This window comes from Streptomyces sp., assembly GCF_036566765.1.
Lineage (GTDB): Bacteria > Actinomycetota > Actinomycetes > Streptomycetales > Streptomycetaceae > Streptomyces.
The window spans coordinates 1-12878 of sequence record NZ_DATCVQ010000263.1; the positions used below are offsets into that span (position 1 = coordinate 1).

Consider the following 12878-nt stretch of genomic DNA (forward strand, 5'->3'; position numbering starts at 1 on the left):
CGCCACCACCGCCTACGGCGACATCACCGCCCGCAGCAACTGAACTGACCACTGTCGAAATGATCTTCGAGGTGGTTGGATCACTCCGGGGACTGTTCGATCCGGGGGTGTGGGATGGCTCGGCCAAAGCCATGGGAAGCCGACGACGTGTGGTGGGCGCTGGTCTAGCGTTTGCTGCCGACGGTGTTGCGCCGGAGCCGGCGTCCCCGGCGCTAGCCGCATCCAGCCGCCCGGCTTTCTAGGGATCCTGCGGACGCGCACACCCCTGCCCGCCGGGCGCAACGCCGCCTGCAGGCCCCGGTTCCATGAACCAGCCCGACCGGACCGTCAAGGCCCGCCCGCAGCAACGACGGTGACATCACCGTCCGCCGCGGCTGACCCCGCCGCGCCTCACCCGGCTCGCGAGAGCACCGATGCCCTCGCCTGACGCCTCCCCCCTGCCGTGACGGCACCACCACGGCACCCCCCTGCCCGAAACACCGACACCGAGAACGGACGAGAACAATGAGCACCACCGAGGACTACCAGGCCGCAGAGCAGCTCCTGCGCCGACCCGCCCGCCCCGGCGAGCTCGTCGTCGGCGACAAGGTCAGGCCGCAGTGGATCGACCAGGGCACCCGTTTCTGGTACGCGGTCAGCAACGGTGCCGGGAAGCGGTTCGCACTGGTCGACCCGGCGGCCGGCAGCCGCGAGCCGGCCTTCGACCACGCCCGGCTCGCCGCCGCGCTGGCCGACGCCTGCGGGCAGCAGGTCGACCCCGAGGCCCTGCCGTTCGCCGGCATCGAACTGACCGACAACGCCGTGGAGTTCGCCGCGTTCGGCGCGTACTGGCGCTGCCGCCTGGACGACTACATCTGCGAACCGGCCGAGTTCACCCCGCCCGGCAGCCCCCTGGAGGTGACCTCGCCCGACGGGAAGGTCGCGGTGTCGAAGCGGGGGAACGACCTGTGGGCGCGCTCGCTGTCCGACGGCCGCGAGTGGCCGCTGACGACCGACGGCGAGCCCGGCTACGGTTACGGCTCCGGCCCGGAGTGCACGAGCAACGCCACCCTGCTCCGCAAGATCGGCCTGCCCCACCTCCCGCCCGCCCTCGCCTTCTCCCCCGACTCCACGAAGGTCCTCACGCACCGCACCGACGAGCGCGCCGTCCGCCAGACCCACCTCGTCGAGGCCCGACCCGCCGACGGCGGCGCTCCCGCCCTGCACACTCAGCGCTACGCCTACCCCGGCGACGAACACCTGCCCCAGGCCGAACTCGTCGTCCTGGACGTCGCCCAGGGCACGACGGTCCGCGCCGAGGCCGAGCCGCTGCTCATGCCGCAGTTCTCGCCGATCACCGCCAAGTGGGCGTGGTGGGCCGAGGACGGCACGGCCGTGTACTACCTCAGCCGGCCCCGCGACCAGCGCACCCTCACCCTGCACCGCCTCGACCCCGCCACCGGCGAGGTGACCGAGGTGCTCCGCGAGACCGGGGAGACCCGCGTCGAGCCCAACCAGTGGATGTACGAAGCGCCGATCGTGGCCGTGCTCGCCGACGAGGTGCTGTGGTACTCGCAGCGCGACGGATGGGGCCACCTGTACCGCTACGACCTCCACACCGGCGAGCTGCTGGGGCAGGTCACCTCCGGACAGTGGGCGGTGCGCCAGATCCTGCGCGTGGACGAGGCCGAGCGGGTGGTGTACTTCACCGCCTCCGGCCTGGTCGAGGCCGATCCCTACCTGCGCACGGTGTGCCGGGCCGGCCTGGACGGCTCCGGCTTCGCGAAGGTCACGGACGACGAACTCGACCACATCGTCACCCTGGCGCAGAACCAGCAGTACTTCATCGACTCCGCGTCCACCGTCGACACCCCGCCGGTCACGACCGTCCGCGACTGGACCGGGCAGGTGCTCGTCGAGCTCGAGCGCGCCGACATCGGCAAGCTCGCCGCGACCGGCTGGACGGCGCCGGAACGGTTCTGCGTCAAGGCGGCCGACGGGGTGACGGACGTCTACGGGGTGCTGTACCGGCCCCGCGGCTTCGACCCGGCCCGCCGCTACCCGGTCGTCGACAACCTCTACCCCGGCCCGCAGGTCAACCGCGTCGCCCCCTGCTTCGACCCCGGCGGCATGGGCATGGACGCCGAACCCCTCGCAGCGCTCGGCTTCGTCGTGATCGCGCTGGACGGGCGAGGCACCCCCGGACGCAGCAAGGCCTTCCACGACGCTTCCTACGGTCATCTGGCCGACGCCGGCTGTCTTGCCGACCACGTCGCCGCACTGCGCCAACTCGTCGACACCCGGCCCTGGATGGACCTGGAGAAGGTGGGCGTGTTCGGCCACTCCGGAGGCGGATTCGCCGCAGCCCGGGCCATGCTCGACCACCCCGACACGTACAAGGCCGCAGTCGCCCTCTCCGGCTCCCACGACGCCCGCACCTTCAACCCCGGCTTCGTCGAGACCTACGACGGCGCGGACAACCCCGACGCCTGGGCCCGCACCTCCAACGTCGACCTCGCCGACCGGCTCTCGGGCAAACTGCTCCTCGTCCACGGCGAAATGGACGACCAGGTCCACCCCCACCACACCCTGCGGCTCGCCGATCGGCTCGTCGCCGCCGACAAGGACTTCGAACTCCTCATCGTCCCCGGCGCCGAACACACCCTCATCGACCACATCGCCTACGTCCGCAAGCGCGCCTGGGACTTCCTCGTCCGCGAACTGACGGGCACCCAGCCCCCGGCCCACCGCCCCGCCCCCATCACCCTCAACGCCGACATGCTCGCGGAACTGTTCGCCTGAGCCTGATCTGGGCCTGAACCTGGGCCTGAACCTGACACCACAGGTCCCGCGCGAGGGGGAACCGTCCCCGCCCACTCCGGCACTGCACGGAGGGCGGTCGGTTCCCCCCTCGCGCGTGGAGGCCAACTCCCCGCCCTCTTAGCAGAAGAGACGCCCCGGCACCATGACGAGACCGGCGGCGCGGGGCCGTTTCCTCGTGATCCACCGCTTCGTTAGGCCGCCAGTAGGAATGCGGGGCAGAAGCGGGCATGCGCTGGGAGTGGCATTTCGAACACATCCCGTTTGCCCAATGTGTGTGCGAACGGAGACGTGCCTGTGCGAGTGACCGACATCCAGCGCTGCGAGATCCGGCCGGGACTGCTCGTCGAGTGGATGCTCGATCCGGTGACCGTCGCGGCGGCGACCAGCCTGCCGGAGGATCGTCGGCCGCCGGCGTATGTCCAGGAGGCGCACATCAGGACGGCCCGATCCGTGCGCGAGGACGGCCTGACCGTCCCGACCTGGATCGGCGTGGCATTCGACCTCCCGGGCACGGTCGATCTCGACGTACTGCAGGACGCCTTGCGGAGCTGGACGCTCCGGCACGAGACGCTGCGCAGCGGCTTCCGTTGGGACGGCGACACCATGCGCCGGTTCACGCTCGACGCCCAGGCCGTGGCCCTGCATCGCGAAGTCGTCGGCGACTTCCCCGACGCGACAGAGCTGGCGCAGCACCTCCAGGCCCGCTTCGACGTCACGGCCGACGCGCTGCGCTGGCCGAACTTCCTCTACGCGGCAGTCGTCCGGGACGACTGCACGAGCGTGTACATGGCCTTCGACCACAGCAACATCGACTCCTACTCCGCCCAGCGCGTTCCCGCCGAGATCCACGAGTTCTACACGGCGGGGATCGAGGGCCGCGCCCTGGAACAGCAAGCGGTCAGCAGTTACGTCGACTTCTGCGAGATCGAGCGGTCGAACGCGGACCAGATCGACGAGACGCACGAGATCATCGCTCGCTGGCGGGAGTTCATCAACCGGTGCGACGGGAAGCTGCCTGGCTTCCCCGTCGATCTCGGCCTGGAGCCCGGCGGGGCGCTGCCGCGCCAGAAACTCATGGAGGAGATGCTCGTCGGCGCCGACGAGGCCGCCGCGTTCGAGTCGTACTGTCGGCCTTTCGGCGGGAGCATGGCCGGCATCCTTGCCGCCACGAGCCTTGTCGTCCACGAGATCGGCGGGCAACCCGTCTACCGCACGGTCGTGCCGTTCCACACCAGGGTGAAGTCTCAATGGATGGACTCCGTGGGGTGGTACGTCGGCGGCGCGCCCATCGAGATCCCGACAACGCAGGCAGCGGATTTCCGAACGGTCCTGGAGATGGTGCGGGCCGCGCTGCGGGCCAACAGGTCGCTGGCCCGGACGCCCATCGCCCGGGTACTCCGTCTGCTCGGTTCGGACTTCCGCCCCACGTCCCCGGACCTGTACTCGATCGTCTCCTTCGTCGACGCCCGGGGCATCCCCGGATCCGGGCAGTGGACCGACCAGAAGGCGTACGGCCTGCTCAGGGTGTCGTACGGCGACCAGGTGTGCGCATGGATCAACAGGCTCGACGAGGGCCTGCACCTCGCGAGCCGCTACCCGGACACCGACATCGCCTACAAGAACATGCGCCTGTACGTCGAGAAGCTGCGCGACGTGATCGTCTCGGTGGCCCGGAACGACCTGACCGTCCCGGCCTGACCCGGTCGATTCCCACTCCTGCCTTCGGGCGGGCGGGAGCTTCGGCGGTCTGTCCCGCGAGGTCCGCCCACTGCTGACAGCGCCCTTGGGCGTCATGCCCGCGGCCGGTGCGTCGCTCCAGGACCCTGGGTTTGATGGGATCACCGCCTGCGAGGGCCCTGACCTCGCCCACGCCACCCACCTTGAGTACGTGGACCTCGACTCGGGCAGCTGGCCGAACACGCCTCAAGCGCTGCCGACGGCCACCGCCACAGATGTCACGTACGGCTCGTCCAGCTCACCGTCAGGGAAGTGCCGGGCGAGGTGCTTCCGTTCTGCCGCAAAGAAGGCCGAGGTCTCGGGCTCGCCGAGCACGATGAACGCCGAGTGGGTGGCCAGCTTCGCGAGGTGGAAGTCGACTGAGACACGACGCGACCAGCGCAACGTACGGGTCCTCCAGGACAGCCCGGCCGGCGTGTCCACGTTGGAGACGTAGCATCCGGGCCCCAACCTCCCCTCGATCCTGTCCCGCTGATCGGCCGCCCATGGAACGGACAGGTCCGGGTCGTTCCACCACAACGCGAGCGCGCCCCCGGGACGTAGAACCCTCAGGGCGGACGGGACAGCGCGTGCGGGGTCGGTCCAGTGCCAGGACTGGGCGTACGTGACAAGGTCGAACGAGCCGTCTGCCAGCGGCAGCCGGTTGCCGTCCCCACGTACCAGCGGGATCCCGGGCAGCTCGCTGCGGAACTGCGCCGACATCCCCGCACCAGGCTCTACGCCCACCACCCGGGCCCCGCGCTCCCGCAGACCCCGAGCGGCGATCCCGGTCCCGGTGCCCACGTCGGCCACCCGGGCCCCGGCCAGCCGCTGCCCGCTGAACTCCTCCACGGTCTCGAACACTGCCGCGGGGTACCGCGGCCGGTGCACGGCGTACGCGCGCGCGGCCCGGTCGAACGCCAGAGCTCGAACAGGGCTGGGGGTGTCGGACGTCATGCCCCAACGATTCCGCAGGCCGCCCTTCCAGGACAGGGCGCGTCTTCGGCCACCGCGGCGAGCGTGCGAGCGAGGGAGCAGCCGGCTGTCTGATGCGGGCTCAGTCCTTGCGTCCCGTCACGGCGATGGTGACGCCAAGGCCGATCATCGTGAGCCCGCCGGCTCCTCCGACCACGGAGAGCCGCTGAGGTGAACGGGCGAACCAGTCCCGGCCGGTTGCCGCGGCCAGTCCCCACACGCTGTCGCAGGCTACTGCGATGACGTTGAAGACCAGGCCGAGCAGCAGCATCTGAACCGCGACGTGCCCTTGGGCGCGGTCGACGAACTGCGGCAGCACGGCGGCGAAGAACACGATGGTCTTGGGGTTGGCCACACCGACGGCGAACCCCTCCCAAAGCGTGCGCAAGCCGCCCTGCGGGGCCTTGTCGCCGGTGAACGCGGCCTGCAACGAGCCGCGTTCACGCCACGCCTTGACCCCCAGATACACCAAGTAGGCGGCACCGGCGAGTTTCAGCACCGTGAAGACGAGGACCGAGCGTTCCACGATCGACCCGACCCCGAGAGCCACGGCCACGATGAGCACATAAGCGCCCAACGTGTTCCCCACGACCGTGGTCAACGCAGCGCGGCGCCCCTGCGCCAGCGCCCGCCCGATCACGAACAGCACGCTGGGCCCGGGGATCACGATCAGCAGGAACGACATGGCCGCGAAGGCCAGTAAGCGATCAGTGGACAGCATGGCGCCCATACAAGCACGGGCCGGGTTCACCCCTCAGCCCCTTTTTTCTCCTTCTACCTGTTCGCCCTGGCGCTGAAGTCCATGTCGGTGGGCAGCGCCTACGCCATCCGGTCGGGCGTCGGAACGGCGTCCGTCGCGGCACTCGGGGTGCTGTTCATGGGAGAGTCCGTGACGGAGGCGAAGGCGGCCGGCATCGTGCTGGTCATCGCGGGAGTGGTCCTGCTCAACCTGGGCGGGGTCACGCACCGAGGGCGGGGCACAGAGCGGTGGAGAGCACCTTCGCGGCCGCTGCCGCCGCTTCGTCAGGCATGGTCAGGCCGGTGTTGACGGACAGCGTGACCTGCCGCTCGCCGTCCGCGGAGGTGAAGCTGAAGGTCTGGTATCCCACGACCTCTCCCGTGTGCCCGACCACCGGCCCGCCGGACCGGCACGTGTTGCTGTTGCTCTCCAGCCCCAGACCGTAGAAGCGCCCCGGCCGCTGGGGGTTCATGGGGTGCATGTCGCGCATCTCCTTCACCAGACCGGACGGCAGCAGCCGGCCGTCGAACAGCGCCTCGTAGAAGGTGTTCAGGTCGTGCGCGGTGGAGATGAGCGCCCCTGCGGCCCAGTACGCGGCGGGGCTGAACACGGTGAGATCGGTGGGCGCAGCGCCCGGTCCCCGCCCGTCGAGCCACTCGTAACCGTGCAGATGCGGACCCGCGACGCGCGGGGTGGTCGGGAAGGACGTGCCCTTCAAGTGCAGGGGCCGCACGATGCGGTGGTCGATCTCCCGCGCGAGGGACCGCCCGGTGACCTGCTCGACGAGCAGCCCGAGGACGACGTAGTTGGTGTTGGAGTACTCCCAGACCGTGCCGGGGGCGGGCCTGTTCTGCGCGTCGGCGACGAGCGCGATGAGCTCGCGGGGTGTGTACGTGGCCCTCTGCGCGTCCCGTACCGGGTCGGGCTTCTTCAGCAGCACGTCGGTGTAGTTGGCCAGCCCGCTGGTGTGCTGGAGCAGCTGCCGCACGGTGACGCGATCGCCATCGGGGAGCAGGCCGGGAAGGCGCTGCTCGACGGAGTCATCGAGCCCGATCTGCCCCTCGGCCACCAGCTGTAGCACGATGGTGGCCACGAAACTCTTGGTCACACTCCCGGCCCGAAACCGGTCCCCCGCGTGCGCCGCACGCCCACGACCCACATCGGCCACCCCACTGCTCCCCCGCCACACCCCACGCCCGTCCCGCACCTCGACCACGGCTCCCGGCACACCCGCGGCAACAGTGGCATCCAAGGCCTGCTGAAGCGCGCCTCGATCGACACCGACACCCGACGCCGGCGCGGCCGCCGAGGCGGGAGCAGCGGCAGGAACGAGCAGAGCAGCGGCGACGAGCGCGGAAGCGGTGGCAGTCCTGCGGTGCGACATGGTGTGATGGCCTCATCTGTAGCTGGAACGAGGGGAGTTGACCTCACCGTAGGCCGGTCGGAACACGCCGATGATCATGCACAGGGATGAACGAGGACCCCGCATCCCGTAAGGGGGACCCCAACGCCGCCGGCGCGCGGCCGCTCATGAGCGACGGATCTGTACGGGACGGCGGGGAGCAGGAATCGCGTATCAGGGCCGGCCGTGGGCCTGTCGGCGGGGCATCCGGTACAGCACACACCGGCGCAGCGGCCCTTCGGGCACGCTGGGATCCTCGAAGTCGTCGGCCGGATCCCGGGTCATGCCGATCCGGCGCATCACCGCCTGGGAACGAAGATTGCGGACGGTCGTCGACGCGATGATCTCCGGCAGCCCGAGGGTTTCAAAGCCAAAGGCCAGGCAGGCCAGGGCGCCCTCGGTGGCGTACCCGTGACCCCACGCCGAGCGCGTCAAACGCCACCCGACGTCCACCCCGGAGAACGGCATGTCCTCGTCGATCTCGTCCAGGCCGACGCGGCCGACGAACTCACCGGTCTCCCGTGCTTCGAGCGCCCACCACCCGAAACCCCGCTCGTCGAACTCGGCCTGCATCCGTGCCACTACGGCATCGCTCTGCTCCCGCGTCAGCAGTTCCCCGAGGTGTTCGCGGACCTCGGGATCGGCGTTCATCGCCGCCCAAGGTTCGAGGTCGGACTCCCGCCAGCGGCGGAGCAGCAGACGATCGGTACGCAGTTCCAGCATGCCGACCAGCTAACTCCATCACCCGCAGGCTGTCGATCAGTTATGTCCATGACCGTGGCAGATCAGCCGATGCGCACTGCACTCGGCATCGGACCGCAGCCAGTTGCTCACATCCACGGCCAGGACGAGCCGGTCATCGGATGCCCGCGGCTGGGGCAGCGCGGCGGGCGTCCGCCGCCGGTCGGTGTCGGGAGCCGTCCTTGTGCGACTCAGCGGGCAGGGTTGACGAAGTCCAGGGCCTCACGAGCCAGTCCGTCCCAGCCGAGCTCCGAGCCGGGGTCCAGGCTGAGCCACTCGCGCATGACCCGCCCGTGCCCCGGGTCGAAGCGCTCGCCCTCACCGGCGTCCACCAGCTCGTCGACCCGGGCCCGCGGGAGCTTCACCACCAGACGGCTCTGCGCGAGCATCGCGAAGATCTTCCCGCCGACCTTGAGCGCGGCAGCGCCGAACTTTCCCTCCCGTCCCGGCTCGCCGCCAGGGACGGTCACCCCGTCCAGCTCCGCGAACTGCGCGACCAGCTGCTCGTACCGCTTCTCTGGGGAGATCGCGTGCCGTCGCTGCATCGGCTCCTCGACTCAATCCGGCCGGTGCGGGGGTCTCCTGCCGACCTCCGCCATCTCGGCGTCCGGCAGCCACTGCTGTGACCAGATCGGATCATAACGGACAGACTAAATGGCGTTACTGTCGGGAGTGCGATGATCCGCTGCCGGTGTCGATGGCGGCGGAAGCAGTGTTCTGCTCGGGTCGGTACAGGTCGCGGCGGCGGGATCGGCTGCGACGAACCCGGCAGCGGGTGATCGCAGTGCGCCGCGCGCACCGATCGAGGCCCGGGACACGGCTGCGGCCCTGGACATCTGTCGGTCCAGGGCCGCCTCCCGCCTACCTTCGGAGCCGTCAGCCGGTGCCGTTCCCGTAGCCGTCTTCCTTGATGCCGCCGCTGTCGGCACCGCCGTTGTCAGCGTCGCCCACGCCGCCATCGTCTGCGCCGCCGTCACCGGCACCGCCATTGTCTGCGCCGCCGTCACCAGCACCGCCATCGTCCGCGCCGCCGTCACCGGCACCGCCCGCGCCGATCTGGGCGCCGACGGCGTCCAGGGCGGTGGTCACCGGCTGGAAGAACGTCTCTCCGCCCGAGGTGCAGTCGCCGCTGCCACCCGAGGTGAGGCCGACGGCGTTCCCCTCCCGGGTGAACAGGGCGCCGCCACTGTCACCGGGCTCCGCGCAGACGTCGGTCTGGATGAGTCCCGAGACCGGGCCCTCGGGGTAGTTCACGGTGGCGTTGAGGCCAGTCACCTGCCCGCCCCGCAGACCGGTCGTGCTGCCCATGCGGAACACCTGCTGGCCGACCGCCGCATCGGCCGCCTGCTTGATCTCCACGGTCCGGCCGTCTCCGATGTTCACAGTGCTCGCGGCCTGAGTGTTCGGGTCGTCGTACGTCACGAGTGCGAAGTCGCCCTCGCCGGGGAAGACGGCTTCCTGCACGGTTGCGATCGGCTGGCCGCCCTCCTGGTCCGACCACTGCTCGGCTGCGACGCCGCAGTGTCCTGCCGTGAGGAAGCCGGGCTGACCGTCCTGGGTGGTGACGTTGAAGCCCAGCGAGCAGCGCGAGCCGCCGGCGAAGATGGCGTCGCCGCCCTCGACGAAGGGCTTGAACTCGCCCTTGGACTTCTGGATGCGGGCGACGCCGTCGCCCAGCGAGCGGACCGCGGTCTCGACCTTGTCCCAACGCTCACCGGTGACCGTGCGGTCGGCGGTGACCAGGATCTTGTTCGTCCTCGGGTCGACGGCCCAGGCAGTGCCAGGGACGGGTGCCTTGTCGCTCAGGGAGTTCATCGCGGAGGTGAGTGCCGAGAGGCTGTTCTGCACGCTGCGCGCAACGACGCCGGCCTTCTTGACCTTGATGTCGGCCTTGCTGTTGTCGCCGACGACGTTGACGACGAGCTGCTGCTTCTTCGCGTCGTAGTACGCGCCGCCGTAGGAGTCACCGAGCTGCTTGCCGATCTGCGGAAGGAGTTCCGCGGCCGAAGCGGCGCTCATCTTTCTCGGCGAGCCAGACTTCTCCCCCTCACGGTCCTGCGAGGCATTGGCCTGCGGCAGCAGGATCGCCGCAGCGGCGATGCCCACCGCCCCGGCCCCTGCGAGAATGGCCTTCCGCTTGGGTATTCGCCTGTGACTCAACGCTCTGCCTCCTGCGGTGGGGTACGGACTGCGATCGCCGAGAGGGCGACCTGGGGGACGCACGGCCTTTCATACGGATGGCGGGAGGGGTTCCGTTCATCGCCTCCGCAAAGAAATGCTCTGGACGGTGCCGCCGCCGAGTGGTCCCGCCTGAGGAAAGGGTCTTGCCGCCCTAACGCCCGGCGGCTGATCGGCGCCGCGCCAAGCGCCGCTGACGACCTGTTCTGTGCCTGGACCGGCACGACGACACGCGACTGGGCCGCCAAGCTGATCCTCTGGCACTGCAACAGCAAGTGGAACCAGGTCTTCGAGGGAGGCGGCTGGGGCCACCCCATCGTCAACACCACCTCCGGACACGTGGTCGACGTCCCGGGAGGCACCGGCGAGTGGGGCACTCAGCTCATCATGTGGGACCGCAACGGCGGGGCCAACCAGGGCTGGTGGCGAATCTAGGCTCGTAGCAGAGGTGTGAATCGTCCCCCTCCGCCTTCGCGCGGAGGGGGACTCTGCCATGAAGCTTCATCCTGGTGTTCTGCCCGGTCCGGCTCCCTTCGCTGCGGCCGGTGAACCACGGGCCGGGAGCGGGGCAGTTACGTGATCGACGGGCCGTACTGGATCGTGGTGGCGCGCCGGGCGACCAGGTCGTGCCAGCGGGCTCGTACGGTCTCCAGGTCCTCGGCCCAGATCACCGTGGAGTTCGCGGGTGGCGTGAGGCCGGCCAGGTGGTGGCCGATGTCCAGGTGGTAGGCGTGATCACCGTTCTGCGTGAACTCCCTTAGCCGGGTGAGGACATCGCGGGCGGCGGGTACCTCGCCGCGTACCGCGTGGTCGAAGACGGCGGCAAGGCCCAGCAGGTGCGCGGCGGCGCTGATGCCGCTGGCGATGACCTCGCCTCGGAGCACGGCGGCCCGGTCCTCGAACTCCGGGCCGCTGGTGCCGGCGTGGCGGACGAGTGCTGCGATCTGTGCGGTGAGTCTCGTGGCCCGCTGGTCGAGGCCGGAGAGGAGTTGCTCGGCCCGCGCGATCTCGTCGTCGGCCCGGCCGGGGTCGGTGAAGGCGACGGCGAGTGCGAGGTGTGTCTGAGCAATGGCCTGCTCGCCTGGGTTGCCATCGTCCTCCGCCTCGGCGCGTGCCGCAGCGTACGCGGCGGCGGCCGCGTGCATGTCGCCGTGGGCGAAGTGGATGTCGCCGAGTACGCGGTGGCCGCGGCCTGGCCGGCCGAGGGTTTCGGCGGTGGCGAGCGCGGCGGGGAAGTCTCCGGCCGCGCGTGCGAGGTGGGCCAGGCCACGGGCGGCGTCCGGGGCGTACCGTCCGCCGCCGGCAGCGACTTGCTGCATGTCTTCTCGGAAGGCTTCCGTTTGGCCCAGGTCATGGTGGGCTTTCGCGCGGAAGTACAGGGCCATTCCCGCGAGTTCGGCGGGCAGCAGGTCGGTGTCGAGGACTTCGGTGAGGCGCTCGACGGTTCGGGAGCCGTTTTCGTGCCGGCGGCGGGCGAGCGTGGCGAGGAGCTCGGCGAGCGCGTCGGCGGGGGTGGCCGGATCGTCGTCCGCGTCGGGGAGGGGAAGGGGTTCCCAGACGTCGTCGGCGGTGTACGCGTACGCGGCCTCGGTGAGCCAGTCGAGGTCGAGGCGGTACTCCCGGGCGAGCGCGAGGCCCTGGCGCATGCAGCTGACGAGGAGGTGCCGGTCCGGTCCCGCCGCAGCCTTCCACTGCTCGCCGAGCGCGGTCAGGGCCCGGGTCGCGGCCGCGTGCCGATCGACGTCAGCCGCGGTACGCGGGGTGGAGCCGGTGCACGCCTCCCCGGCCTCCCCCGCCTCCAGCTGCAGCTCGTCAGCGCTGAATGGCGCCCGCTGATCCCGACCCGTCATGAGAACCCCCTGGTGATCGGTCTTTCGACCAACGTATGCCCGACTGGAGCGGGCGCGGCGGCATCACGGGCAGGGTCGGTCAAGTACGTCAGCACTCCCGAAGCCGGGACCGCCGATCAGGCAGGCCCCCGGGCAAGTGCCTGGGCCTGGGATCCGCCGCCACCAAGGGCAGCCAGCTCATCCAGTGGACCTGCAACGGCGCACAGGACGAACGCTGGACCATCTCCAGGACCGCGCCCAGCGTGTGACCCGAAACGTGTGACCCGAGCCCTGTCTCCGACGGCCCGCCGGCATACCGGCCCGGCCGTCGGCATACCGGCCAGCCGTCACCGTCCCACCGAAACGCAATCAGCGTCGGCGTGCCTCGCGAAATGTCGCCATGAGCCGTTCACGCACGTAGGGGTCGAGGTCCGCGACGTCCGCCGTGCTCAGTCGTCCGGCGAGCGCGGCCACGGTTCGCCACTGGGCGAGCGCC

The 12878-nt window shown here is 70.3% G+C and carries 9 protein-coding genes and 1 pseudogene; 3 read left to right on the forward strand and 7 right to left on the reverse strand.

Annotated features, from left to right (window positions below; all coding sequences use genetic code 11):
* Window positions 1-504: 504 nt before the first annotated feature.
* Together VIU94_RS14800 and VIU94_RS14805 are read left to right on the forward strand one after the other, a co-directional pair.
* Complete coding sequence (locus tag VIU94_RS14800) at window positions 505-2781, forward strand: S9 family peptidase (protein ID WP_331911567.1); 2277 nt, start codon at window positions 505-507, stop codon at window positions 2779-2781.
* Between the two features lie 315 nt (window positions 2782-3096).
* Entirely contained in the window at window positions 3097-4500 is a 1404-nt protein-coding gene (locus VIU94_RS14805; protein WP_331911583.1) for a condensation domain-containing protein, read from the forward strand.
* Window positions 4501-4725: 225 nt separating this feature from the next.
* On the opposite strand, the gene VIU94_RS14810 is transcribed toward VIU94_RS14805, so the two are convergent.
* Together VIU94_RS14810 and VIU94_RS14815 are read right to left on the reverse strand one after the other, a co-directional pair.
* A complete protein-coding gene (locus VIU94_RS14810; RefSeq protein ID WP_331911569.1) occupies window positions 4726-5475 on the reverse strand; it encodes a class I SAM-dependent methyltransferase in 750 nt (249 codons plus the stop codon).
* A 100-nt stretch (window positions 5476-5575) separates the two neighbouring features.
* Window positions 5576-6214 (reverse strand): LysE family translocator, encoded by a 639-nt coding sequence (locus VIU94_RS14815; RefSeq protein ID WP_331911571.1) that lies wholly within the window; start codon window positions 6212-6214, stop codon window positions 5576-5578.
* On the opposite strand from VIU94_RS14815, the pseudogene VIU94_RS14820 reads away from it, so the two are divergent.
* Window positions 6200-6451 (forward strand): annotated as a pseudogene (locus VIU94_RS14820) (DMT family transporter); the annotation flags it as partial. The gene VIU94_RS14815 and the pseudogene VIU94_RS14820 overlap by 15 nt on opposite strands.
* Window position 6452: 1 nt before the next feature.
* Here the strand turns inward: VIU94_RS14820 and VIU94_RS14825 are convergent.
* The 5 genes from VIU94_RS14825 to VIU94_RS14845 form a co-directional block, all read right to left on the reverse strand.
* The gene (locus tag VIU94_RS14825) at window positions 6453-7616 is read right to left on the reverse strand and encodes a serine hydrolase domain-containing protein (RefSeq protein WP_331911573.1); all 1164 of its coding nucleotides are present in this window, start codon (window positions 7614-7616) and stop codon (window positions 6453-6455) included.
* 192 nt (window positions 7617-7808) lie between these two features.
* Window positions 7809-8357, reverse strand: coding sequence for a GNAT family N-acetyltransferase (locus VIU94_RS14830; RefSeq protein ID WP_331911575.1), 549 nt, complete (start codon window positions 8355-8357; stop codon window positions 7809-7811).
* 209 nt (window positions 8358-8566) lie between these two features.
* Window positions 8567-8920 carry an MmcQ/YjbR family DNA-binding protein gene (locus VIU94_RS14835; protein WP_331911577.1) on the reverse strand — a complete coding sequence of 118 codons (354 nt, stop codon included), beginning with the start codon at window positions 8918-8920 and terminating at the stop codon, window positions 8567-8569.
* 331 nt (window positions 8921-9251) lie between these two features.
* Window positions 9252-10535, reverse strand: a complete 1284-nt coding sequence (locus VIU94_RS14840) for a S1 family peptidase (RefSeq protein ID WP_331911579.1) — start codon at window positions 10533-10535, stop codon at window positions 9252-9254.
* A gap of 590 nt (window positions 10536-11125) precedes the next feature.
* Window positions 11126-12403 carry a hypothetical protein gene (locus VIU94_RS14845; RefSeq protein WP_331911581.1) on the reverse strand — a complete coding sequence of 426 codons (1278 nt, stop codon included), beginning with the start codon at window positions 12401-12403 and terminating at the stop codon, window positions 11126-11128.
* Between the last annotated feature and the right edge of the window lie 475 nt (window positions 12404-12878).

What these genes read in the sequence shown, in the direction of transcription:
- VIU94_RS14800 (WP_331911567.1), top strand. Translation starts at nt 505, where the DNA reads ATGAGCACCACCGAGGACTACCAGGCCGCAGAGCAGCTCCTGCGCCGA.
- VIU94_RS14810 (WP_331911569.1), bottom strand. Translation starts at nt 5,475, where the DNA reads ATGACGTCCGACACCCCCAGCCCTGTTCGAGCTCTGGCGTTCGACCGG.
- VIU94_RS14815 (WP_331911571.1), bottom strand. Translation starts at nt 6,214, where the DNA reads ATGCTGTCCACTGATCGCTTACTGGCCTTCGCGGCCATGTCGTTCCTG.
- VIU94_RS14825 (WP_331911573.1), bottom strand. Translation starts at nt 7,616, where the DNA reads ATGTCGCACCGCAGGACTGCCACCGCTTCCGCGCTCGTCGCCGCTGCT.
- VIU94_RS14830 (WP_331911575.1), bottom strand. Translation starts at nt 8,357, where the DNA reads ATGCTGGAACTGCGTACCGATCGTCTGCTGCTCCGCCGCTGGCGGGAG.
- VIU94_RS14835 (WP_331911577.1), bottom strand. Translation starts at nt 8,920, where the DNA reads ATGCAGCGACGGCACGCGATCTCCCCAGAGAAGCGGTACGAGCAGCTG.
- VIU94_RS14845 (WP_331911581.1), bottom strand. Translation starts at nt 12,403, where the DNA reads ATGACGGGTCGGGATCAGCGGGCGCCATTCAGCGCTGACGAGCTGCAG.